This is a genomic window from Candidatus Pelagibacter sp. HIMB1506 (genome assembly GCF_052047935.1).
Lineage (GTDB): Bacteria > Pseudomonadota > Alphaproteobacteria > Pelagibacterales > Pelagibacteraceae > Pelagibacter.
Genome location: NZ_JBNAIS010000001.1, coordinates 674,920 through 697,251 on the forward strand (window position 1 = coordinate 674,920; position 22,332 = coordinate 697,251).

Consider the following 22,332-nt stretch of genomic DNA (forward strand, 5'->3'; position numbering starts at 1 on the left):
TAATAGGTTCGCAACACAGTCGAAACTAAATAATTGAGTATTATAATTTTATAATTTATTTTCTAAATTTGCAAAACAAAGAAAACAAAATAAGACCTAAAAGGACAATTCCTACAAATATCCTTAAGTATTGATTAAAAAATATATCTATAAACTCAATCATTAAATATTAAACTTATCCTTAATTCTATAAAACCATACTGCTAATTTAAAATAAAATACTCTTAATTTTGGGAAAATAAATTTCTTAGGCAAACCTTTATAAATTAACGAGATATCTAAATCTTTACTATTCGATGAAAAAACTAGTTTAGACAATTGTTTTCCGGTCCAAGGAGCAGCACTAACCCCTACTCCGCTATATCCAAATCCATAATAAATTTCTTCATTATCTATTTTACCAATTGAAGGAGTAAGCTTTTGAGATAAAGCAATCAAACCTCGCCAATTATAATCAATTGTAACATTGCTCCATTTAGAAAAAATATTTTTTAAAAATTGTTCCATATCATTAGCTCTGTTTTGATTAGATTGATCACTTCCTTCAAAGTCTCCTCTAGTTCCAAATAAAATTCGATTATCAGGTAACTTTCGATAATAATATAAAAGGTTTTTAGAATTAGCTATTGGTGCATAAGTATTAAAATTATGTAAACTAAGTTCTTCATTTGTAAGTGGTCTTGTTACAATAATATTTGATATAACAGGTAATACTCTTCCATCCATTTCAGGAATTAATCCCTCTTGATAAAATCCATTAGTTGCAACAACTATTTTTTTTGTTTTTACTGATCCTTCATTAGTTCTTAAAAGATAAGAGCCATTTTCTTTTTCGATTTTTTCAACTTTTGTATGTTCATAGATCTTTAACTTTTTAGATAATGCATGTTTTGCAAGTCCATTTACAAATTTTAATGGATTGATCGCAAAACCAGGTTTATATGAAAATGCTCCAAATTGCTCAGTTCCACCATGACCTACTTCATCAAACTCTTCCTTTGAGTATACTTTGGTCTCTATTCCAAATTCAGATTTATAAACCTCTGCTTGTTCTTTAATTTGGTCAAATTTGTTTTTATGATGAGCTACTACAAAGTTATTTTCACCCGTTACATCACAATCAATATTATAATTATCAATTAATTCTTTAGTGTAATTAGCTCCTTCAACAGAATTTTTAAAAAATTTTCTAGTCTCCTCTGTTCCATAAACAGATTGCATTTTTTTATAAGACATTTTGCTTGGAGGAAGACAGCAAAACCCCGCATTTCGAGAAGAAGCGCCCCAACCTACTTTTCCAGCCTCAACCAAAACTACATCTAAATTATGATTTTCAATTAAATTTATTGCACAAAGCAAACCAGTATAACCCCCACCTATGACGACTATTTCTGAACTAATATCTTTTTGAAGTTTATCTAAATTTAAATTCTCACTTGAAGTTGCTTCCCAGTAACTAGGAACAGGTTTATTGAACTGATAAATATCTGAATGATAAATATTACTCATTGGTTAACGTTAGGTTAACATAACCCTTAATTATCTAAATAATAATTTACTTAAATTTATCTTCCCAGAATAGAACTCTGTCGTCTGTTTTTTCTATTAAGTCCTTACAGAATATTCCGTATTTATCTAAAACTACTGAAAAGTTTTTAAAATCTTTGCCCATCTCTTTTTTCATACTTTCAAAGGATGATTTTACTCTATTTCTCATTGTATCTGTGTTCATGCCTAATTGCTGACCAATCATAAAAACAGATTCTAATGATAAATCTGCTGATTTATTAAGTCCTGCTATAGTTTCATCATTAGCACTACCACTTTTTTTAAAACCTTCTTCAGATAACAAGTAATAACTATAACAAGTTGTAAAATCCCCTTGTAAGTTATTAAACACAAAAGTTTGTTGATCATCAGCAATAGCACTTGTGCTTAAGATACTAAGAATTATTGCAGATATAAGTTTTTTCATTTTTTGTATTTTTAAATTTTAATTGAAAGCATCCATATACCAACCAAAAATAAAGACAATGAGAAGATTTTGTTTAATATTTTTGAATATTTTTCATTTCTAAATTTTGCACCAAGTAAGTCACCAAATAATGTCCACAGAGTAAATGACACGCAGTTATTTACTGTAAAAATTATACTGATTAAAATTATTCTTATTAAGTTTTGAGAACCGTCTAAAAAGATTGTGAACATTAAAGAAATTATCACATAAGCTTTTGGGTTAAATACTAAAAGTATAACTCCATCAACAAAAGTACATTTTAAATTTTGATTGTTATTTTCATATGTGCTTGCTTTGAAAAATTTATAGGCAAGATAGATTACATATAATGATCCAATTATCTGAATGTATTGATATTGATCATTAATAAATGAAAAAAAAATATTAAAACCAAAACCTATAAGAAAAGTAACTATAATCGTTGCAAGATGATAACCAAAATTTGCTGATAAAGTTTTAGCAAAACCAAATCTAGCTCCATTAGCTGCAAAGAACATGTTCCCAGGTCCCGGGCTAAAAGCGAGAGGAAATAAAAAAATTATTAAAGCTACTATTTCAATTAATGTCATACTTTAATAGGTGATTAAATTTATAATATTCTTTAATTTAGGCCTTTTTATTCTTTTTATACATTCTCATCCACTTTTCAAAGACCACAATTGCATCATCCATATCATTAGTTTTGTTAGGATGATTTTTTGCTCTTCCAAGCATAGTTGCAATAACATTTACTTGATACTTAATTGATCTTTTTTTGATAGCTTTAACTGTATAAAGCGCCTTTTCTTTATTCTTAAAACCTAATCCATGTAAAGTTGTCTCAGGTTTATAATCAGAAAATAATGAAAGATTTAAAGGTTTAAAACTTTTATCTTTTATCATTTTATTCATTGGCATTTTATCAACCAAGTTAAATATCTTTTTAAGATTTATTGTATCTAGCTTAGCTTTTTCATTTCCATCAAAGCCAATTAAACTCACACTAAAGTTTTTAGCTTTATCTAATTTTGTCACTAATTTAATAAATCGTTTGTGAAATTCTTTAATATGTTTTTGGTAAATATCTTTTGAATTTTTATACTCTTGATTAGTGTAGTTTGGAGTATTCAAAACTAACAACCTACATTTCCATATATATTTTTTAAAATTCATTGGTATATTAAGTATTTTAGTTAATAGGATATATGAAGGAAAAAGAAATTAAATCTCATTTTAAGAAAAAAGCGCTATCTAAACTTGCTTTATCGATAAGCTTTTTCTTAGTTCTTTTAACCTCAACTGGATACATATTTAATTCTAAAGCTGCAATTTTTCTATTTTATATTTTCAGTTTTGCATTCATTTACAATTTATTAATCAATTTCTTATTAGAAAAATTTGATATCTGATAATGAGATAAATCAGTTAGGAAAAAAAATGAAAATAGGCTTTAGTGTAAAATTTAATAAAGCAAAATACCCTTCAAAGAAAAAATTAATTGGTAAATATTGCTTTTTAGAACCAGTTAACCCAAAAAAGCATGCAAAAGATTTGTATAAAAACTTTTCTTTAGACAAAAAAGGAATTGATTGGACTTATATGCCAACAGGACCCTATAAGACTTTTAGTTCTTTTAAGAAGTATTTAACTACTGACAAGTTATCAGGTAATCCATTTTTTTACTCAATTTATTCAAAAAGACTTAAAACCTATTGTGGTTTAGCAAGTTATCTTAGAATTAAACCAGAAATAGGAACAATCGAAGTAGGTTGGATTACTTATGCTAAAAATCTTCAAAGAACAGTTGAAGCAACAGAGGCAATGTATCTTATGATGAAAAATGTTTTTGAGAATTTAGGTTACCGAAGATACGAGTGGAAATGTGATAGTTTAAATAAAAAATCGAATAAAGCTGCTTTAAGGTTAGGATTTAAATTTGAAGGTATATTTAGACAAGCTACAATTTATAAAAAAAGAAATAGAGACACTTCCTGGTATGCAATTATTGATAAAGATTGGAAAAAGATAAAAAAAAGTTATTTGAAATACTTATCTAGTAAAAATTTAGATAAAAATTTAAATCAAAAAAGAAGTCTTAAGTTAAATTAACATCGAAACCAATGTAATTGACATGTATATGGATCAGAGATTTATTATATTACTAGGATAAATGCAAAAAATTATCTTAGTTATTTTGTTATTATTTCATTCAAGCAACCTTTTTGCATTTGATTTAAAAAGAGCAAAATCTGAATTTTCAAAAAATGACTTTCAAAATAAAACTATTTTTTTAGATGAGATAATTTCAGGTGGGCCTCCAAGAGATGGTATACCTCCAATTGATAATCCTAAGTTTAAAAAAATGGATATTAGCATGGGTCCAAATGAACCTGTTATATATTTAGAGATAAATAATGACGCTAAAATATATCCAATTCGAGTATTAACTTGGCATGAAATAGTTAATGATCAGGTTGGTGGAATACCAGTTTCCGTCACATATTGCCCATTATGCAATGCCTCAATTGTTTTTGATCGTAGATTTGAAGATAAAGTTTTAGATTTTGGTACATCTGGAAGATTGCGTAAATCAGACTTAATAATGTATGACAGGCAAACTGAAACATGGTGGCAGCAATTTACAGGTCAAGGAATTGTTGGTGAATTAGCTGGTAATAAATTAAAAAAAATACCTGCTTTAATTATCCCTTTTAAAGAAGCTCTAAATATTAAAAAAAATAAAGGATATGAGATAAAAATATTAAAAGGTGATGCAGCTAGAAGATATGGAGACAATCCATACGTTGGTTATGATAAATCTGGTTTTCCTTTTCTATATAGCGGCGGTCTGCCTAAGGACATAAGTCCAATGGATTATGTAATTGTTGTTGAGGAGATTGCTTATTCACTATCTTTAATTCAAAGAGAAAAAATCATTAAAAAAAATGGTATAATTATTACTTGGTCTGAAGGTTTAAATTCAGCACTTGAAGAGAATAAAATTAAAGAAGGTAGAGATTTAGGTTTTGTTAGAGTTCAAAAAGAGATTGATGGAAAATTACAAGATATTCTTTACGACTACACTTTTGCTTTTGTTTTTCATGCTTTCCATGATGGTAAGAAAGTAATACAAAATAGATGAATTTTTTGTGTCTTTAAATCAAAACATGTTCAATTCTATCAATTTTCAATTAGTAAATATAAATGATTAGTTTTTAATCATTAAAATTTATTCCACTCGAGAGTAATCCGACTTTACTCTTCTCAAAGGTATAGAGGTTTCAACAGAAGAAACTCCTTCTATTACTGTAAGTTTTTTAGTTAAAAAATCCTCAAATTCCTCAACATCTTTAACTGCAATTCTTATTAAATAATCTTTAGCTCCTGTCATCAACCAACACTCAACTACTTCAGGGAAATTTAAAATTTTTTTCTCAAATTTATCAAAATTTTTTGATTGCTGTTTTTCTAGACTAATAAATATGAAGGCAGGAAATTTATAACCAAGAGAGGTTTCATCAATATTTACTGAATAATTTTTAATTATATTGTTTTCTTCTAATTGATTTATTCTTCTTGCTGTAGGAGCAATACTTAAATTTATTTTCTCACTTATATTTTGAAGTGTAGTTTTGCTGTTATTTTTAAGTATTTTTACAATCTTTTTATCAACTTCATCCATATTTTTAATAAATTTTATTAATATTTATCAAATATCTTATAAAATTTATTAATATTCAACTATAAATTAGTAATAATAGAGAAAATTTATTTTTTATTTCGTGTAATTACTAATTACATGAATAAATCTAAATCATTTGATCCACTTTGGGTCCCAATTATTTCTCAATATCAAAACACAAAAAATTTAGAGCTAGATGAAAAGCTTATTCAAAAACATATCAATTGGTTAGACCCATATGTAAAACAATTCTTGGTATGCGGGACTACAGGGGATGGGTGGAATTTAACTGATGAATTAATAATCAATTGGTTAGATATATTAAATGATAATTCTTTAATTAAAAAAGATAACAAAGTTTTATTTGGAGCATTTGGAAAAACAACAGAAGATGTTCTAAAACGGACAGATATAATTGAAAGATACATAATTAAAAATGGAACTTCTGCAGGATTTTTTGGATTAACTTTATGTGCTCCCGTTGATGAAAACATCAAACAAGAAGAAATTATTTCACATTTTAAACGTATTATTGAAAATACGTATTTGCCAATTTCTATCTATCAACTGCCTCAAGTAGTAAGATGTAATATTGAACCTGAAACATTAAAAATTTTAAAAGACAATTTTCAAGATAGAATTCAATTATTTAAGGACACTAGTGGTGAGGATGATGTTGTTAATTCTGGAATTAATTTTAATGATTTAATATTTTTAAGAGGAGCAGAGGAAAATTATTTTGATCATTTACAACCACACGGAAAATATGATGGATTTTTATTAAGCTCAGCAAATTGTTTTGGCAAAATTTTAAGAGAAATTTGTAATAATGTTGCAAAGGGCAATTTTAGAGATGCAGAAAAGATGTCTCAAGAGCTAAGTGATATAATTAGAATTTCATTCTCAGAAGGTCAAAAACTAGATTTTGGAAACCCTTTTTCTAATGTAAATAAAGCTTTTGCTCATGTCTTGATTAATAAAGATAATCTAAGCTGCAAAACTTGTTTTGATAGAAATATACCTGGTGAGTTTCTAAATGATATGTTTTTATTATTAGCTAAATACAATTTAACAAAATCTTTAAACGTATAAATTAGATCTTAATTTTAGTATTTTCAGCCTATCAAAATTTGATGCATGATACGTCCTGGATAAAGCGTAAAAAAGCCTGTAAGAATTAAAGCAAAAAAATAAGTTGCGATCATTACTTGTTTGTGACGTTTAATATTACCAACTCTTACAAAGTAAATTCCAAGACCAAGAGAGAAAATTGTCCACAAACTCAATAAATGTATAGGACTATAATCTCCCCACATTTTTGTTTCGTGTATGAAAAAAGAAGTTATCGCTACAATCAGCATTAAGGCTACCCAAATACGACCTAACAATTTATGAATTGCTCCACCTTTTTTCATAGAAAGTTGAATACCACCTAAAATTATTGCAATCATTGCCATAATTGCATGAAGTGGTATAGGGTGTGCTTCATTGAATAATAAAGTCATGATCAAATTTTATCGAAATTTATTTGTAATTTTTATCTTACCGTTTCTTATTACTATATCTCATACTTATGCTGCAACTGTAATTGTGAAAGTTAATAATATTGAGAAAAAAGGTGAAATGCATTTAGCTATTTATGATGATGCAGAGGTATTTGAAAATGATGATGGTGAAAAAGGTGGTGCAGCAAAAGGCATTATTCAAGGTGTAATCGAAGATGTAGAAACTGGAAGTGTCACTTACACATTTGAATTACCAGATGGTACTTATGCTATCGGTATTTTTGTTGATAAAAACTACAATAATAAAATGGACAGAAATTTATTTGGCGTACCAAAAGAGCAATTTGGTTTTAGTAATAATGCCAAAGGTAAGTTTGGACCGCCCTCATTTGAAGATGCTTCCTTTACTGTTTCAAGTGATATGAAACTTGAGATTAATTTATAAATTTATGATTAAAGACATAAAATTAGTTGATTATGTAAAATGGATAGCAACCATCATTCAATTAATTGGCTATGGGATGACTGGATTAAACATGACTCCCTATAATGTTTATTTATTTTTTTTAGGAATTTTTCTTTGGTTTGCAGTTGGAGTTATGTGGAAAGATAAAGCAATAATGGTCGTACACGTAGGTGCTTTTATTTCGTTACTAGTTGGTTATCTAAACGCGTAAGATTTTATTTAGATATTAAAAAATTTTTAATTTCCTAACCTCTTTGAAACACCTTGCTCTTGTAGTCTGTTAAACTCATCATCGTTTAAGTTATACAATTCTTCTATTCTAAGATTTTTAGTCTTAATTGTTGGAACATTATTATTTTTCATTCCAAGATGTCTTGCAAACACTGCTTGTTTTTTGCTCGTTTGATGAGGTTGAAAATCTTTAATGTCTTCAATAGTTACTTTATCTCCTTTAACAAGGTATCCGTTCTCAACTGCTTCATTAAAAACTTTAATTCCTTTTTTAGTTCTCATCACTGCAGCGTTAAAACCCTCATCTTCTCCTTTAGGTGAGCCCCCTCTCCAAGTATCAAGTGCTGCAATATCAGAACTTTCTCCTATCGCATCGGGGCATATTTTACATCTAAATGGAACTTTCCAGTTACTTTCATCACCCCAAAAAGAATTATAATCTTTATCAAACTCTCTTTGATCTTTTGTTTTGATATACATTCTTCCAGGGTTACCAAATCCTCTGTATCTAAATTCTTCTAATTCTTCTTCTTTAACATTAAAGCTATCAATAAACTCTTGTGATTTTGTAAGTTCTTGAAAACCTCCACAAACAAGGGTGAATATATATTTACAATACTGATCAACCCTTTCATCTGATTTAGCAAGTAATCTAATTGCTCCTGCATCACAAGGTTTTCCAACAAAAGCAAAGGTTTGTTTTTTATCTAAGGCTTTATGAAATTCACTTAAAGGTGATGATGGACCGTATCTTGATCTACTTTCACAGTTAATTAAGTCCTCTTTATTATAACTGTATTTTACAATGTTTCGCATAGGCTTATCTTTGTCCCCTGCGGTATGCATAATAAAATCAACTTTCTTTTGTTCTAGTAAATATAAAGACAATCCATTTAACAAACCACCTGTTGAGCTTTGAAATCTTATCTTTGGATCAGTGGACCATGAATAATATAAATCAAAATAATTTCCCCAAACCAAATCTTTATTAGCTCCTTCATTTTCTTTATGATCTTCAGGTCCCTCAGCAATAACTCCAGGACAAACTTTTTTAATTTCCTCTAAAGTTTCATTTGATATTGGCGTTAATTCTTTAGGTTCTAAATTACCTTTGTCACTCATCTCCATCTCAATTGAATTTCCTGCAATACCTTTACAAATACCACAGCCAATACAAAGGCCGTTCTTTACAATATCATCTAAAGAATTAATTTTTGTCATTACTCTTTATAAGATGGGTCTTTTGCATCACATCTTCTAAGTAATGCTGGCCACTCGTTTAAACCTGGTGAAAATAAATCATATTGTTTTTGAGATAATTTCCACATTTCTTCTGTTGCTCTTTCAAGAGGTAACCCTGAACCTGTTGCTTGTACTGCAACCTCACACATTCTAATTGCATAATACATGTTCATAAATGCTTCTCCAGCTGTTGCACCAACAGTAAGAAGACCGTGGTTTTTCATAATCAAAACCTTATTGTCTCCCATGTTTTCAGCAATTCTAACTCTCTCATCTTTATTAATCGATAGTCCTTCCCACTCATGATAACCAACTTTTCCATAAAGCATTGAACTGTCTTGAACTAAATGAGGGATACCATCTTTCAATGCAGTTGCAGCTAAAGCTGAAGGAGGATGTGCATGAAAGACAAACTTTGCATTTGGATGATTTAGATGTATAGCACTATGAATAATAAAACCTGCAGTATTTGCTTTTTCAGGTCCTTCTAAAACTTGACCATGCTCATCAACTTTAATTAAGTTTGATGCTTTTACTTCTTCATATAACAAACCCATCTCATGCATAAAAAATGTATGATCCGTTCCTGGTGCTCTTGCAGTGATATGGTTCCAAACCGTATCATCCCAACCCATCATGTTTGTTAATCTAAACATGGCAGCAAGATCTACTCTTACTTTCCAATCTGCTTCGCTTATATTATTTTTCATCGTCCCTCCTTTGAAAAAGTTAATTTATTATTTTGTTCTAAAAGTTTAATCACTTTTAAGTGATTAGAATTTGGTCCGTATTTCTTAATTGCTTTGTTATAAATTTTTGAAGTTAAATTCATTATTGGTAGTTTTAATTTTTGTAATTTAATAATTTCATTAGCAAGATTTAAATCTTTCATGGATAAACCTAAAAAGAAAGATGGATCATAATCTCCATTAATCATGTTAGGGCCGTATCTTGTTGAAGTATAACCACCACTTGCACTTTTATCGATAATCTCTAACATTGTTTTTGGTTTAATCCCTGACTTTACCCCAAGCATCAGCGACTCTGAGAGTGATAAATAGTTTAAATAACAAAGGCTAACTTGTGCAATTTTAGCAGCATAACCAGCACCAGGTTTATTTAGATAATAGATGTTTTTACCTAATATATTAAAGACAAACTTAAGCTTATTAACTGTCTTTTTGTTACCTCCAATAAATATTGATAAATCTCCTGATTGAGCCTTTAAATTTCCACCTGATATCGTTGCATCAACAAATTGATTTATTTTTTTACTTAACTTTTGTTTTAAAAGATTAAAACAAGTTAAGGAATTAGTAGAACAATCAATCCAAATTTTATTTTTACCTAATTGATCAATGATTTTACCTTTACCAATTGATAATGCTTTAATTTGTTTTGGTCCAGGAACGCAGGTGATAATTACATCAGAAAACTTGATTAATTCATCTAATGAGCTTGTTGCTTTTGCTTTTTTAGTTTTAAATTGTTTTAAAGATTTAGCACTTACATCATAACCCAATAAATCTATTCTTTTGGATTTGTGTAAGTTTAATGCCATTGGCATACCCATATTTCCTAAACCAATAAAACCTATTTTCATATCAATCCATTAACCCATCTACTTCAACATTATTTCTCTCATAATGAATTGGAAGTGCTTTGCCGTAAACTTGTTTAGAATGTTCAGGTTTATTTACTCTGTAATTATCTTTTACATATGTTGGTAATGCAATGTAACGAGAGGTATTTCCTTCTATTTTTGTTACTCTGTGCATAGAAAATCTTCCTTTAAATATTTGAAGATCTCCTGGTTGAAGGTCTAATGATTTAACTTTGTCTCTTGAGCCACGAAGAACTTTTGTTACTTCATCAAAGTTTTCATTTTCAGAGCTTCTTAAATCAGGTGAATATTCAAACAATCCACCCTTTTCTGCTTTTTGAACTAAAATACTTAAAGTAAATTCGTTTCCATCAAAGTGCCAAGGAAAGTAATGATCTTTATGCATGATACTGTATGGATTTTTACCTAAAGGATCTGACCATCGATAAAGAGGGAAAACCCCTAAACTATCTGAAATAAATTTTAACATTTCTTCAGAGTCGTAAATTTTATTTAAATCAGATTGTTCTTCTAAATCATCTGAATTAATGTAGCCGCTTTCTCTAAATGAAAATACTCTTTTTGGATGATCTTTAGATAAATTTTCATCATCTTTTGAAAAATAAGGGTTGTGATGATCTTTAGTCCAATGAGTTTTAGGAAGGTTTCTTTCAACTTCTTCCTTCATTCGTTTCAAAGACTCGCTAAGTACAAAGTTTGGCAGTACACAACATCCATCTTTATCTAATAGCTCTCTATTTTTAGTAATTAAATCTTGATACTCTTTTGATCCTGTGTGATCAATTGGGTAATCTTTTAAGTTAACAATGTTTTTTATTTCCATAATTCTCCTTTAATTAAAATTAATTTTTTAAAAAAAGAAGTGATTACAATTTCGTGGGCGTTGAAGAATTTATGTGATTTTTACAGTCTACTTTTTGAAGTAATAAATTAAATAAATTAGATGATAATTTTGAACTCAAGCCAACTTTAGCTAGTCTATGGCAGTGAGTAAAAAGATTAAGATTCATAACAAAATCGTATTATATTTTTAACCGTAGGTAAAGATAATTTGATCTAACTATTTTTGATTAACAAAATAAAGATAATTAAATCTAAAAAGAATAACTGGTGTAAAATTTGATATTACTCTCATCCTTAAAAGAAGATTGATGAGTGTCATCTTCAAGATTTAAAGGGTGGTAAATATCAATCCCAGCTCTAAGAGATGAAAAAAATCTACTTTCATAATTAAATGTTAAAGCTCGTGTATTTTTATCTAAATCATTTTGAATAGAGACAAAATACTGAGTGTCTTCAATATCATTAAGTACAAGTCTAGCACCTAAAAATAGATCGTTTTGATAACCGTGGTGAGATTTTGTGCTACGAGTATCGTAAGAATATTCAATTATATTTGCTAAATCCCAACTCTTTTCTAAAATTCCATAATTGTTGTGCTCAATACCAAGGATCAAATTAGTATAATCCTCTATATTACCGTTATAATCATATTGGTTTTCACGATAAACCACTTCACTCTTATACAAAGTATCTCCTTTGGTAGCCTGAAGATCTAAACCTAATTGTGTAATTTCAGAATATTTTGGAATAAATTTGCCTGAATTTAAAACTAAAGCAGGATCTTTTGTATTTCCTTCATAAAATGAAAGTCCATAATCATATTCATTAATATAGCCTGACCAACGTAATGCCATTCCTATGTTATCTTTATTTGCTCCATCAGAATAAGTATTGGTGGTATCAACATCGAGTGCTAATTGAGGTCTTACTTTAGAAGTTGGGTATGTATTAGTTACTGCTGGTAATATAAAAAAATTTAATTCACTAGACTCGAAATATCTTTTAACATTTACCATCGTTTGACCTTTTTTTTCACCTTGAGCCAAACCATTTGAAAAGTCTTTTGAATTAATGATATCTACGGGGTTGTAAAATTCATTCTTGCCCCAAAAAATTATGTTATTCCCAACTAAATAACTTAAATCATTATTAGCGTATTCCAAATAAGCTTCATTAAAATCAATCTTTTGAGCTACTTCAGGATCTGATATTGCTGAATTTATTTTTAATTTTCCTGATAAATTATTCTTTTCAAAAAAGAAGTTGTATTTGAGTGATGATGAATTCAGAGTATTTTTTCGATCATCACCTTCTACATCATCAAAAAATACAGATGAACTTACTTCTACCTCTCCGTACTGCTCAGTATATGTTTCTGCTAAGGAGCTAGTATTAATAAGTGTAAATAAAATAATTAAAAATCTAATAATCATCTAGCCATTTTGGCTAACTTCTCTGGTTTAAAATCATTCAAAGATAAATTAGTTTGAAATTGATAATTTTCCCAAGCAATTACTGTCGATTTTCCTGTTTGAAGATTAGTCATTTCTAATGTGTCTGCTCTCCAAAATTTATCTAAATATTTTTGATAACCTTTGAAATGTAGTTCTTTTTCTAAATCACCTCTTCGATTATAAAACTTAACTGATTGATATAAAAATTCATCAGTATCAACATAAATTACTCTTTTAGAATAACCTGATTTTTTGTTTTTAGGAGTTGCTTCAATCAAGTGACATGTAAGAGAAGTTTCAATTAAGCACGGTCCATCTTCGATCCAAGTAAAAGTATAATCTTCTGGTTCATCAGTTGATAAATCCTCATAAGAAAACTCTGAGGAAACAAATTTACCAGTACGATTAGAAGAAGAAATTCTTTTTACCCTTTTAAGAGCTGGAAGATATAACCATTGATCATCATCTTGAGGCTCTATTTTGGCATGAGTTAAAAGCGATGTGCCTTTTACATCTCTTGGCTCTGTAAAAACTATAATACTTTTATCTCCAAGTGTATCATCTAATTCTTCAAAAATTAGGTTTTTAAATTTTCTAACACTTTCATTTCCAGACTTATCTTTTAAAACCATCTGTCCCTCTACAGTGCTGTCGATAAAACCATTGTCTAAGGCAATACTTTTTTCAATAATCTCTAACCCTTTTTCTTCATTGGTTTGAGCTGATAACGATGTACACCAAATGGTTAGGGTTATAAAAATTGATATTAAATATTTCATATTGATGCTTTCCTTTTTTGTTTAAAATTATCAATCAAAATTAATATTGGTGGTAAAAGTAAATAATCGACAACTAAAGCAAAAACAACTGTGATTGCAGTAAGCTGAGCCATATCTTTATTTACTGTAAATCCTGATTGAGCCAAAACACAGAAACCTAAAAATAAACCAATTGTTGTAGTTGTTAGTGCCATCCCTACTTTTTGAAATGCTTCTCGAACACTATCCTCGGGTGACTTACCTTTTTTTCTAGCCTTAGCATATTTCAGCATAAAATGGACTGAGTCATCAACAACTATTCCTAATGTCATTGCAACTACAATAGAGACAGCTAAAGTTACGCTACCTGTGTAATATCCCCACAACCCAAACGCCATAGCAGCAGGTAACAAGTTAGGAATTAAACTCATTAGTCCATATTTAATATTTCTAATTACAATTAAGATAATAAATGAAATACCGATGAGGGCAAAACCTGTTCCTTTCAGCATAGCTGGCACATCTCTTGATGAAATTTGTGAAAAGACTTGAGAAGGTCCAGTTGATTTTGTCATTAATTCAGGTGCATTGTCGTTAAACCATTCTTGAATTTGTTTATCTAAATTTAAAAATTCTTTAGTTGTGGCATTAGCAACATTTGCTGTTACACGAAGAGCAGATTTATTAACATTGATTTGATCAGTTAAATCTAACCCGTAACCAAGTGATAATTCATAAAGAAACAGATATTGAGCTGCTTCGAGTTCAGTAGTTGGAATTTTATAAAATGATTGATTGTCGTTGTTAAAGTTTTGGTTCAATCTTTTTACAACATCTGTGTAAGACCTTACACTCGTTACCTTTGGTTGGTTTCTAATAAAATCAACAAGATCATCAACCTTTTGGAGGTATTCAGGATCATTTATTCCATTTTCAACTCCTGAATTAATAGAATATTCAAGTGCATTAAGACCTCCAAAATTTTCCTCATAATAATCAATTGATTGTCTTAATTCATATTTCTTATCGAAATATCTTAAAAAATCATCTTCCAATGAAATTTTAGTAATTCCATAAACTAGAACCACTACAAGTGCAGTTGTTGAAATTAAAAGAAAATTTTTCCATTTTATTACAAACTCTGCCAATCCTGACATTCCTTTATCCATTGAGGCTTGCGAACTTATTTTTTTCATAGGTAACAAGCTGATTAGTGCGGGTAGCATTGTTAGAGTGTAAAAAAGAGCCGCAATTACCCCAACAAAAACAATATTTCCAAGCTGTCTAAAAGGAGGAGAAATAGAAAAATTTAAAGAAAGAAACCCTACTGCTGTTGTAAGACAAGCAACAGTAATTGCAGGACCATGATCAATAATTGCTATTCTCACCCACTCGTTTCGATCTGAAGTAATAGTCATTGTCTGACGAACTGAAGATAAGATGTGAACTGTACTAGCTACAGTTAAAATCATTACCATAAGTGGAGCAACAACAGTTGCATTATTTATATTGGTTCCAGACCAACCTAGTGCACCTAAGGAAGATCCAGCGCAAAGTATGATGATGATAAATATTAAACCAACTCCAAAAACACTTCTTAAAATTATTGCAACAGAGATAAGTATAACCACAACCATCAAAGGTGTAAGAGTAGCTGAGTCGTCTTGTCCTGACTCGCTGTATTGGTTGTTTAAAGGTACAAAACCAGCCAACCTAACTTTGATGTTCGGGTTACTTGCCTCAAATTTCTCTTTTAGCTTCTCAGCCTCACCCATAACAAACGGTACTTCTATAATGGCATTCTTTCCAGGAAGTCTGAACAATACATTTACCTGAGAAATAGAGTTATCATTGTTAATGAAAGTATTTTTAAGTTCAATTCGAGAGTTTGCTACTTCTTGGGCTTTTGCAACATCTTCAGGAGAAATATTATTTATGTCAGTGATTAAATCTTCTACAACAAGACTGTCTTCTTCAGCATAACTATTTTGATAATTAGTTAAAGAGTTTACAGTTCTTACATACGGAAGGAGCCAAGATTCTTCTGTTAATTGACCAATTGCTTTTAATGTTTCTGCAGTAAAAATATTTTTATCTTTTGGGGATATGATAAAAATAAGGTTGTCATCTTTTGAATACGCTGCTTCAAATTTATCTAAAGCAATCCGATCTGGATTATTTTTGTCAAAAAAAACTCTTGCGTCAGTATCGAAATTAAGATTTGGTGCTCCTGCCATAAGTCCTAGTGCAACTAAGAAACCAAAAACAATTACTGTTATTCTTCTCTTAAGAACAAAATCTGCAAGGGCTGGAAAAAAGTTCATATGTTTAATTAAATCACGCATATTACATTAATATGAAATAACACAAGTTTTATTTCTTAAATGTTGTTAATTAAATTGCACTTTTAAAAGATTATCGTCTACCTTTAGCACTTGCGTGCTTTTCTAAGATTTTTTTGGCATTAAACTTTGCCTCTTCTGTTTTTTTAACCATCCAAATCTTATCTCTTGCAATCTTTGATGAAGAATGGTGATCAACAATTGGATTTGGATAATGTTTACCTATTTCAATTCCAAGACCCTTTTGATCTATGTATGTGAGTTTCCATGGTTCATGGACTAATTTATTAGGTATTTCTTTTAATTCTGGCACCCATTTTTTAATAAATTCACCTTCTGGATCCTGATCTGTTGATTGTTTAATAGGGTTATAAATTCTAATTGTATTGATACCGGTTGTGCCTGATTGCATTTGAAACTGGGAATAATGAATTCCAGGTTCATAATCAGTAAACAATCTTGCTAAATGTTTGCTAGTTTTTCTCCAATCAAGCCAAAGTTGGTATGATGCAAAGGATACTAGCATGGCTCTCATTCTAAAATTAATCCATCCATTTGATTTTAAATATCTCATACAAGCATCAACAAAAGGATAACCAGTTAAACCATCCATCCAAGCTTGATGATACTGTTCATTAAAATCATTCTCTCTTATACCATCATAAGCCCTATTCATATTTTGATATTCAATTTCAGGCTCATCATAAAGTTTTTGAATAAAATGACAGTGCCATGCAAGTCTACTTCTAAAAGATCTTAAAGATTTAACTTTATTAAAAGACATATTGATTTGTTTAGCATTATCAATTGCATGATTAATTTCTCTCAATGAAATAGTGCCATAAGTAATGTGGGGACTTAATCTTGAACAAGCAACTTCACCAGTAATTGGTGAAGACATTTCTTTTTGATAATTTTCAGATCTTTGTTCTAAAAAACTATTTAAGTGTGAGAGCGCCTGAGTTCTTCCACCTTTTTGAATATTTAAACCATCAATTTGATTTGTTTTCACCTCAATAGATGAAGTTTCTGTGGTTAAAAATTTACAATTAGCTTTAATAGTTTGTGGTCCGTTGTCGATAAATTTGTTCCACTGATTAGCCCAATAATTTCTTTTTCTATTTTCAAGTTGAATTCCAAATTGTTGTAATTGATGCCAATTAACTCCTTTTTCAACAAAGAGCTCTGAGCATTTTTGATCTAAATCTAGTGTGTATTTATTTCTAAATATTTGGTTGGTAAAAATATCTGTAATTTTAAATTGGTTAATTAATTTATTTAAAATCTCAATTGTATTTCCATAAAATATAGAAATTTTAGAATTATATTTGCTTATCAGTTCATTATTTAATTCCTCTAAGCTTTCTTTAGTAAAATTTAAATGAAATGAACTTGATGTTTCTAATTTCCAATAATCTTCATCATAAATAAAAATTGGTAAGACTTCTCCATCATTACAAGCTTTGTTGAAAGCTTCATTGTCTTCAATTCTTAAATCGTGTCTAAACCAAAGTATTTTTTTCATATTAAATATTAAAACCAATTAAACCAATTAAACCAATTGTTAGTGATCTTGAATATTAATTAATTTTATCTAAAGTTTCTTTTAACTTGTCTTTAACTTTATTAAGAGGATCTTTCTTAGCAGTTTTTACTTTACTTGGTTTTGAGCATTTTTGCTCTATTGTCCATTTTGCTACTACTTGATCATTCAATTTATAAATTTTTTCAACTTGCTTCTCGAGTTCAGGGGTATTTTTTTTTGCTAATAACTTTTTAGTATCTTTTTGTAGTTTAATCCAAGTTGGATCTTTATCTAAACCTTCTTCACTCAGTGCCATTAAGATAATTTCTTTAGTATCCTTGTTTGTGCTTGCGCCTACTTCATAAATATTATTTTTAATTTTCATTTGGGATCGATTAATAAATACCTCATCATTTTTGACTCCAAAACTTTTATCATCCCATTTATTTGAAGTGTATTTAACATTAGAATTATTTATTTTTGCAAGAGCGATCATCTTTTTTTCATTGTTTATATACCAAACAGAAGTTTTAACACTTTTGTTGCCCCCACCTAATTCCTCTGAATACTTGCAATTTAATTTATAAATTTCGGCGTACGAATTTGTTGAGATAAAAAAAATAATAAAAAATAACGATTTTAATAATTTCATTACTTTATTTTAATGAACCTTCTAAAACGTATTTTAGAATTCTAACTACTTGTTTTTGATCTGAGGCAACTGCTGAAGCTGCAGCATCTACTTCTTTAAGGGCATGTTGATGGTCGTCACTATGAATAACTATAATAGATTTGTTTAATGCAGATGCATATCCAGCATCAAATGCTGCATTCCATTGTTTGTATTTTTCACCAAATTTAACAACGACTACATCGCTTTCTTTGATTGATTTTTTAGTTTTAATTGAATTGATATTAGCCCCTTTTCGATCTTTCCAAAAATTTTTCTCTTCAGGACCTAAAATTTCAACCCCACAATCATCTGAAGATGCGTGATCTGTTACAGGAGATGAAAATTGAATGTCTAAATTTTGTTTTTTACATTCATCAATAATTTCATCTCGCCAATTTGTGTGAATTTCTCCTGCTAAATATACTTTCAACATGAATACCTCTTATTAAATCAATTAAAATTAATTAAAAATTTTTCAATAACTTTGACTGCTATTTGCATATCCTTTTCGATAGTAAATTCTTTTGGGTTATGACTTAAACCTTTTTGACTTCTTACAAAAAGCATTGAAATAGGACATAAATCAGACATTGCTGATGCATCGTGGGTTGCTCCCGACATCAATACAAATGGATCTAATTTTAAATTCTGAAATGATTTTTTGAGTGTACTCATAATTTTCTTATCACAACTAACAGCACTTTGATCGTAAGTTTTGTTTAAATTAAATTTAAGACCTCTTTTCTTACAAATTAGTCCGATTTTTTTAGAAATCTCTTTTTCTACTTTTTTTCTTTTTTTATCATCGACACTTCTACATTCTACGAAAGATAAAGATTTTGCAGGAATAGCATTTACACTATTTGGTCTATTCTCAATCGATGCCATCGTTGCTAAAAAGTTTTTATTTTTTTTAGCCAAATTTTCCACAGCATTAATAACTTCTGCAGTTGCTGCTAATGAATCTTTTCTAAGATGCATTGGAGTAGTTCCTGCATGAGATGCGTAACCTTCGATTTCAAGTTTAAATCTAGATATTCCAGAAATACCATTTACTATTCCAACTGCTAAGTTTTTACTTTCTAGAACTGGTCCTTGTTCAATATGAACTTCAAAGAAACCTAATAGATCTTTTTTATTTCTTTTTAATGAATTAATTTTTGATGGATTGCATCCAAAGCTTTTTAAAGCTTGTTCAATAGAAATATTGTTTTTATCTTTAAGTTTTAAATCTTTTTTATTAAATGTTCCTGCTAATGATCTTGGTCCCATTAATGCTGTTGGAAATCTAACACCTTCTTCATCTGCAAAAGCTAAAATTTCTACATTGTAGGATAAAATAATTTTTTTTTTCTTTAATTCTTTTAAAGCTAAAATTGGAAGTATCACTCCCATGATACCATCATATCTTCCAGAGTTGTAACCACTATCTTGGTGTGAACCAATCAATAATGTTTTAACATTTTTTTTAGGACTGACGTATTTACCAATTAAAGTTCCAGCTGCATCTAAACTAATTTTTAATCCAGCATCACTCATCCATTGTTTTAAAAGATTGTTTGCAGATTTATGTTCTTTTGTAAAAGGTAACCTCGTAACACCTTCTGCAGGTTTTGAGCACTTTGCAATTTTTTCTATATAATTTTGAATAATCATTATTTAGTAGGAAGTTTTTTTAACCACTCTTTATATTTAGTTTTATTAGTCATTTTTAGAATTTTTTCTAGTTTTACTAACGGATTTGTATCATGATCCACTCTTATATTTAGTGGTGGATTGTTTTTTTTAAAGACTAGTAATGCAGCAGACATCAATCCTCTTTTGTCGCTGCCAAACTTTTTGCCTATTTTAAGAGCTTCTACCAATGTCTTTGCTAATGGTTCATTTTTAAACTTAAAATTATCCACAATTTTATTGATCACTTTGTCATTGGACAGCATGTTTCCACTTACAACCAAATTTGGCATAACAATATGATTAAAGTATTTTGTATTTTTATTTCCTGTAAATGAAAAACCTTTGCCAGATATGTTTAAACAAGCAACTTGTCTGTAATGCTTTTGCTTATCATTTTTGATAACTTTATTTGTTGCTATTGTCGGTGAATATTTATTTAAATTATTTAAAATTTTTTCACCCCAAATAGTGCTTGGATAAAAACCTTGTGATGCTGTAATACCTTTTTTTATATTTCCTCTTAAAACCCATCCTCCTACACAAAGATTTCCTGTAGCAGCGGCTCCACCTATTTCGCCCGTTTTTGGATTTCTAGCTAAAATTGAAAATGTCATAAAATGGGTACCCTACTACAAAATTGTTTTATTTTACTATTTTTTTTACTCAGGAAAAACTGAAATGAACAAATGATCGGGTTGAATTTAAAATTATCAATTGTTAGGCTTTATTTATAATAAATATAACGATGGAGATAAAATGTTAAAACAGTTAAGAACATTTTTTATTAGTCTTTTATCATTAGTTTTCATAACTGGTTTTACAGTTGCATCTAACGCCAAAGTATTGGTGGTAGGTCAAATAGCTGAGCCAAAATCTTTAGATCCAAGTACAGTTACTGCTGTAAATGACTTTAGAATAGTAATGAATATCTATGATGGACTTGTAAGATATACAGACGGAAAATTAGAAGTTGAACCAGCTTTAGCAAAAAGTTGGGACATTAGTAGCGACGGAACAGTTTATACATTCAATTTAAGATCAGGAATTAAATTTCATGATGGATCAGACTTTAACGCTGATGCCGTGAAGTTTAACTTTGATAGAATGTTAAACAAAGATCATCCTTATCACAATACAGGACCTTTCCCGCTATCTTTCTTTTTTTCAGCAATCAAATCAGTTGATGTAGTAAATGCTAATACAGTTAAGTTTACATTGAATGAGCCTTACGCTCCTTTTTTATCTAACTTGGCATATCCAACAGGTTTAATTGTTTCACCAGCAGGTGTTAAAAAACACGGAAAAGATTTTGGAAGAAATCCTTCTGGTACTGGTGCATTTAAATTTAATGAATGGAAATCAAATGAAAGAGTTGTTGTAGACAAAAACTCTGGTTATTGGGATGGAAAAGCTGGAACAGACGCAGTTGTTTTTAGACCTATAACTGATGCTAATACTAGAGTTGCTGAAATGCTTTCAGGTGGAATTGACATGATGGTTGAAGTTCCTCCTGCATCATTAAGTAAATTTGGTGGAAGTAAATTTAGCGTAGTTGAACAAGCAGGACCTCACGTTTGGTTCTTGATCTTAAATGCAAAAGAAGGTCCTTTTGCTAATAAGAAAGTAAGACAAGCTGCTAACTATGCAATTAACAAACAAGCAATTGTAAATGACGTGTTAGAAGGAACAGCTGCAATAGCTGCTGGACCAACACCTCCTGCATTTGCTTGGGCGTATAACAATAGTTTACAACCATATCCTTATGACCCTGCTAAAGCTAAAGCTTTAATTAAAGAAGCAGGTGTTGAAGGTGCAAAACTTACTTTCTATGTTACTGAAGGTGGTTCTGGAATGTTAGATCCTGTTGCAATGGGAACTGCAATTCAAGCAGATCTTAAGGCTGTAGGTTTTGATGTTGAAATCAAAACTTTTGAATGGAACTCATTCCTAGGTGAAGTAAACCCAGGTTTAGAAGGAAAAGCAGACATGGCAGAAATGGCATGGATGACAAACGATCCTGATACACTTCCTTTCTTAGCGCTAAGAACAGAATCTTGGCCTGACAAAGGAGGATTTAACTCTGGATATTACTCAAACCCTAAAGTTGATGATCTATTAAATAAAGCAAGATCATCTACTGACCAAGCAGAAAGAGCAAAACTGTATCAAGAGATGCAAGAAATTGTTCAAGAAGATGCTCCATGGGTATTTGTTGCTAACTGGAAACAAAATGCAGTTACTAGCAACAAAGTGAGTAACTTTTCACTTCAACCTTCATTCTTACTTTTATTAAAAGACGTTAAGAAAAACTAAA

The 22,332-nt window shown here is 29.6% G+C and carries 25 protein-coding genes; 7 read left to right on the forward strand and 18 right to left on the reverse strand.

Annotated elements, in window-relative coordinates:
- Positions 1–162: 162 nt before the first annotated feature.
- The 4 genes from ACTTA8_RS03720 to ACTTA8_RS03735 are packed head-to-tail and all read right to left on the reverse strand — an operon-like array spanning position 163 to position 3,169.
- A complete protein-coding gene (locus ACTTA8_RS03720) occupies positions 163–1,509 on the reverse strand; it encodes an NAD(P)/FAD-dependent oxidoreductase (RefSeq protein WP_440654389.1) in 1,347 nt (448 codons plus the stop codon).
- 46 nt (positions 1,510–1,555) lie between these two features.
- Positions 1,556–1,975, reverse strand: coding sequence for a hypothetical protein (locus ACTTA8_RS03725; protein ID WP_440654391.1), 420 nt, complete (start codon positions 1,973–1,975; stop codon positions 1,556–1,558).
- An 11-nt stretch (positions 1,976–1,986) separates the two neighbouring features.
- A complete protein-coding gene (locus ACTTA8_RS03730; protein WP_440654392.1) occupies positions 1,987–2,586 on the reverse strand; it encodes a LysE family translocator in 600 nt (199 codons plus the stop codon).
- Positions 2,587–2,623: 37 nt separating this feature from the next.
- Entirely contained in the window at positions 2,624–3,169 is a 546-nt protein-coding gene (locus ACTTA8_RS03735) for a DUF4174 domain-containing protein (protein ID WP_440654394.1), read from the reverse strand.
- Between the two features lie 32 nt (positions 3,170–3,201).
- Here ACTTA8_RS03735 and ACTTA8_RS03740 point away from each other — a divergent pair, with 32 nt between their 5' ends.
- The 3 genes from ACTTA8_RS03740 to ACTTA8_RS03750 all read left to right on the forward strand — a co-directional run bounded on the left by ACTTA8_RS03740 (position 3,202) and on the right by ACTTA8_RS03750 (position 5,138).
- Entirely contained in the window at positions 3,202–3,405 is a 204-nt protein-coding gene (locus ACTTA8_RS03740; protein ID WP_440654396.1) for a hypothetical protein, read from the forward strand.
- A gap of 28 nt (positions 3,406–3,433) precedes the next feature.
- Positions 3,434–4,105 (forward strand): GNAT family N-acetyltransferase, encoded by a 672-nt coding sequence (locus tag ACTTA8_RS03745; RefSeq protein ID WP_440654398.1) that lies wholly within the window; start codon positions 3,434–3,436, stop codon positions 4,103–4,105.
- Between the two features lie 61 nt (positions 4,106–4,166).
- The gene (locus ACTTA8_RS03750) at positions 4,167–5,138 is read left to right on the forward strand and encodes a DUF3179 domain-containing protein (RefSeq protein WP_440654400.1); all 972 of its coding nucleotides are present in this window, start codon (positions 4,167–4,169) and stop codon (positions 5,136–5,138) included.
- A gap of 87 nt (positions 5,139–5,225) precedes the next feature.
- On the opposite strand, the gene ACTTA8_RS03755 is transcribed toward ACTTA8_RS03750, so the two are convergent.
- A complete protein-coding gene (locus ACTTA8_RS03755) occupies positions 5,226–5,678 on the reverse strand; it encodes an Lrp/AsnC family transcriptional regulator (protein WP_440654402.1) in 453 nt (150 codons plus the stop codon).
- Positions 5,679–5,795: 117 nt separating this feature from the next.
- On the opposite strand from ACTTA8_RS03755, the gene ACTTA8_RS03760 reads away from it, so the two are divergent.
- Positions 5,796–6,770: a dihydrodipicolinate synthase family protein gene (locus ACTTA8_RS03760; RefSeq protein ID WP_440654404.1), complete on the forward strand. Its 975-nt coding sequence runs from the start codon at positions 5,796–5,798 to the stop codon at positions 6,768–6,770.
- Between the two features lie 23 nt (positions 6,771–6,793).
- On the opposite strand, the gene ACTTA8_RS03765 is transcribed toward ACTTA8_RS03760, so the two are convergent.
- A complete protein-coding gene (locus ACTTA8_RS03765; protein WP_440651227.1) occupies positions 6,794–7,183 on the reverse strand; it encodes a DUF2306 domain-containing protein in 390 nt (129 codons plus the stop codon).
- Between ACTTA8_RS03765 and ACTTA8_RS03770 the strand changes: the two genes are divergently transcribed.
- Positions 7,167–7,628: a DUF2141 domain-containing protein gene (locus ACTTA8_RS03770; protein ID WP_440654406.1), complete on the forward strand. Its 462-nt coding sequence runs from the start codon at positions 7,167–7,169 to the stop codon at positions 7,626–7,628. The genes ACTTA8_RS03765 and ACTTA8_RS03770 overlap by 17 nt on opposite strands.
- 4 nt (positions 7,629–7,632) lie before the next feature.
- Positions 7,633–7,860: a DUF6552 family protein gene (locus ACTTA8_RS03775; protein WP_440618568.1), complete on the forward strand. Its 228-nt coding sequence runs from the start codon at positions 7,633–7,635 to the stop codon at positions 7,858–7,860.
- A gap of 26 nt (positions 7,861–7,886) precedes the next feature.
- Here the strand turns inward: ACTTA8_RS03775 and ACTTA8_RS03780 are convergent, their stop codons facing one another.
- From ACTTA8_RS03780 to ACTTA8_RS03835, 12 genes are all read right to left on the reverse strand, one after another.
- The gene (locus tag ACTTA8_RS03780) at positions 7,887–9,101 is read right to left on the reverse strand and encodes a Coenzyme F420 hydrogenase/dehydrogenase, beta subunit C-terminal domain (RefSeq protein WP_440654408.1); all 1,215 of its coding nucleotides are present in this window, start codon (positions 9,099–9,101) and stop codon (positions 7,887–7,889) included.
- On the reverse strand, positions 9,101–9,832 hold the full coding sequence (locus ACTTA8_RS03785; protein ID WP_440654409.1) for a class II aldolase/adducin family protein: 732 nt from the start codon (positions 9,830–9,832) through the stop codon (positions 9,101–9,103). Before ACTTA8_RS03785 ends, ACTTA8_RS03780 begins: the two co-directional genes overlap by 1 nt.
- The gene (locus ACTTA8_RS03790) at positions 9,829–10,725 is read right to left on the reverse strand and encodes an NAD(P)-dependent oxidoreductase (protein WP_440654410.1); all 897 of its coding nucleotides are present in this window, start codon (positions 10,723–10,725) and stop codon (positions 9,829–9,831) included. The genes ACTTA8_RS03785 and ACTTA8_RS03790 overlap by 4 nt, the downstream gene beginning before the upstream one ends.
- Before the next feature lies 1 nt (position 10,726).
- Positions 10,727–11,569 (reverse strand): HalD/BesD family halogenase, encoded by an 843-nt coding sequence (locus tag ACTTA8_RS03795; RefSeq protein ID WP_440654411.1) that lies wholly within the window; start codon positions 11,567–11,569, stop codon positions 10,727–10,729.
- A gap of 271 nt (positions 11,570–11,840) precedes the next feature.
- On the reverse strand, positions 11,841–13,022 hold the full coding sequence (locus tag ACTTA8_RS03800; RefSeq protein WP_440654413.1) for a hypothetical protein: 1,182 nt from the start codon (positions 13,020–13,022) through the stop codon (positions 11,841–11,843).
- Entirely contained in the window at positions 13,019–13,822 is an 804-nt protein-coding gene (locus ACTTA8_RS03805) for an outer membrane lipoprotein-sorting protein (protein ID WP_262589398.1), read from the reverse strand. The genes ACTTA8_RS03800 and ACTTA8_RS03805 overlap by 4 nt, the downstream gene beginning before the upstream one ends.
- The gene (locus ACTTA8_RS03810) at positions 13,819–16,125 is read right to left on the reverse strand and encodes an efflux RND transporter permease subunit (RefSeq protein WP_440654414.1); all 2,307 of its coding nucleotides are present in this window, start codon (positions 16,123–16,125) and stop codon (positions 13,819–13,821) included. The genes ACTTA8_RS03805 and ACTTA8_RS03810 overlap by 4 nt, the downstream gene beginning before the upstream one ends.
- Before the next feature lie 91 nt (positions 16,126–16,216).
- Positions 16,217–17,668: a deoxyribodipyrimidine photo-lyase/cryptochrome family protein gene (locus ACTTA8_RS03815; protein WP_440654415.1), complete on the reverse strand. Its 1,452-nt coding sequence runs from the start codon at positions 17,666–17,668 to the stop codon at positions 16,217–16,219.
- A 55-nt stretch (positions 17,669–17,723) separates the two neighbouring features.
- Complete coding sequence (locus tag ACTTA8_RS03820; protein WP_440654417.1) at positions 17,724–18,320, reverse strand: hypothetical protein; 597 nt, start codon at positions 18,318–18,320, stop codon at positions 17,724–17,726.
- A gap of 4 nt (positions 18,321–18,324) precedes the next feature.
- Positions 18,325–18,774, reverse strand: coding sequence for a YtoQ family protein (locus ACTTA8_RS03825; protein ID WP_440654419.1), 450 nt, complete (start codon positions 18,772–18,774; stop codon positions 18,325–18,327).
- Positions 18,775–18,791: 17 nt separating this feature from the next.
- Positions 18,792–19,997 carry a M20 family metallo-hydrolase gene (locus ACTTA8_RS03830; RefSeq protein WP_440654420.1) on the reverse strand — a complete coding sequence of 402 codons (1,206 nt, stop codon included), beginning with the start codon at positions 19,995–19,997 and terminating at the stop codon, positions 18,792–18,794.
- The gene (locus ACTTA8_RS03835; RefSeq protein WP_440654422.1) at positions 19,997–20,632 is read right to left on the reverse strand and encodes a DUF1028 domain-containing protein; all 636 of its coding nucleotides are present in this window, start codon (positions 20,630–20,632) and stop codon (positions 19,997–19,999) included. Before ACTTA8_RS03835 ends, ACTTA8_RS03830 begins: the two co-directional genes overlap by 1 nt.
- A 142-nt stretch (positions 20,633–20,774) precedes the next feature.
- Here ACTTA8_RS03835 and ACTTA8_RS03840 point away from each other — a divergent pair, with 142 nt between their 5' ends.
- Positions 20,775–22,331: an ABC transporter substrate-binding protein gene (locus ACTTA8_RS03840; RefSeq protein WP_440654423.1), complete on the forward strand. Its 1,557-nt coding sequence runs from the start codon at positions 20,775–20,777 to the stop codon at positions 22,329–22,331.
- The last annotated feature ends 1 nt before the right edge of the window (position 22,332 follow it).

Excerpts from the sequence above, each read along its gene's own strand:
- ACTTA8_RS03810 (WP_440654414.1), bottom strand. The coding sequence starts at position 16,125 with ATGAACTTTTTTCCAGCCCTTGCAGATTTTGTTCTTAAGAGAAGAATA.
- ACTTA8_RS03835 (WP_440654422.1), bottom strand. The coding sequence starts at position 20,632 with ATGACATTTTCAATTTTAGCTAGAAATCCAAAAACGGGCGAAATAGGT.
- ACTTA8_RS03735 (WP_440654394.1), bottom strand. The coding sequence starts at position 3,169 with ATGAATTTTAAAAAATATATATGGAAATGTAGGTTGTTAGTTTTGAAT.
- ACTTA8_RS03830 (WP_440654420.1), bottom strand. The coding sequence starts at position 19,997 with ATGATTATTCAAAATTATATAGAAAAAATTGCAAAGTGCTCAAAACCT.
- ACTTA8_RS03725 (WP_440654391.1), bottom strand. The coding sequence starts at position 1,975 with ATGAAAAAACTTATATCTGCAATAATTCTTAGTATCTTAAGCACAAGT.
- ACTTA8_RS03790 (WP_440654410.1), bottom strand. The coding sequence starts at position 10,725 with ATGAAAATAGGTTTTATTGGTTTAGGAAATATGGGTATGCCAATGGCA.
- ACTTA8_RS03760 (WP_440654404.1), top strand. The coding sequence starts at position 5,796 with ATGAATAAATCTAAATCATTTGATCCACTTTGGGTCCCAATTATTTCT.
- ACTTA8_RS03805 (WP_262589398.1), bottom strand. The coding sequence starts at position 13,822 with ATGAAATATTTAATATCAATTTTTATAACCCTAACCATTTGGTGTACA.
- ACTTA8_RS03780 (WP_440654408.1), bottom strand. The coding sequence starts at position 9,101 with ATGACAAAAATTAATTCTTTAGATGATATTGTAAAGAACGGCCTTTGT.
- ACTTA8_RS03815 (WP_440654415.1), bottom strand. The coding sequence starts at position 17,668 with ATGAAAAAAATACTTTGGTTTAGACACGATTTAAGAATTGAAGACAAT.
- ACTTA8_RS03825 (WP_440654419.1), bottom strand. The coding sequence starts at position 18,774 with ATGTTGAAAGTATATTTAGCAGGAGAAATTCACACAAATTGGCGAGAT.
- ACTTA8_RS03750 (WP_440654400.1), top strand. The coding sequence starts at position 4,167 with ATGCAAAAAATTATCTTAGTTATTTTGTTATTATTTCATTCAAGCAAC.
- ACTTA8_RS03795 (WP_440654411.1), bottom strand. The coding sequence starts at position 11,569 with ATGGAAATAAAAAACATTGTTAACTTAAAAGATTACCCAATTGATCAC.
- ACTTA8_RS03730 (WP_440654392.1), bottom strand. The coding sequence starts at position 2,586 with ATGACATTAATTGAAATAGTAGCTTTAATAATTTTTTTATTTCCTCTC.
- ACTTA8_RS03800 (WP_440654413.1), bottom strand. The coding sequence starts at position 13,022 with ATGATTATTAGATTTTTAATTATTTTATTTACACTTATTAATACTAGC.
- ACTTA8_RS03840 (WP_440654423.1), top strand. The coding sequence starts at position 20,775 with ATGTTAAAACAGTTAAGAACATTTTTTATTAGTCTTTTATCATTAGTT.
- ACTTA8_RS03740 (WP_440654396.1), top strand. The coding sequence starts at position 3,202 with ATGAAGGAAAAAGAAATTAAATCTCATTTTAAGAAAAAAGCGCTATCT.
- ACTTA8_RS03755 (WP_440654402.1), bottom strand. The coding sequence starts at position 5,678 with ATGGATGAAGTTGATAAAAAGATTGTAAAAATACTTAAAAATAACAGC.
- ACTTA8_RS03745 (WP_440654398.1), top strand. The coding sequence starts at position 3,434 with ATGAAAATAGGCTTTAGTGTAAAATTTAATAAAGCAAAATACCCTTCA.
- ACTTA8_RS03775 (WP_440618568.1), top strand. The coding sequence starts at position 7,633 with ATGATTAAAGACATAAAATTAGTTGATTATGTAAAATGGATAGCAACC.
- ACTTA8_RS03820 (WP_440654417.1), bottom strand. The coding sequence starts at position 18,320 with ATGAAATTATTAAAATCGTTATTTTTTATTATTTTTTTTATCTCAACA.
- ACTTA8_RS03765 (WP_440651227.1), bottom strand. The coding sequence starts at position 7,183 with ATGACTTTATTATTCAATGAAGCACACCCTATACCACTTCATGCAATT.
- ACTTA8_RS03720 (WP_440654389.1), bottom strand. The coding sequence starts at position 1,509 with ATGAGTAATATTTATCATTCAGATATTTATCAGTTCAATAAACCTGTT.
- ACTTA8_RS03785 (WP_440654409.1), bottom strand. The coding sequence starts at position 9,832 with ATGAAAAATAATATAAGCGAAGCAGATTGGAAAGTAAGAGTAGATCTT.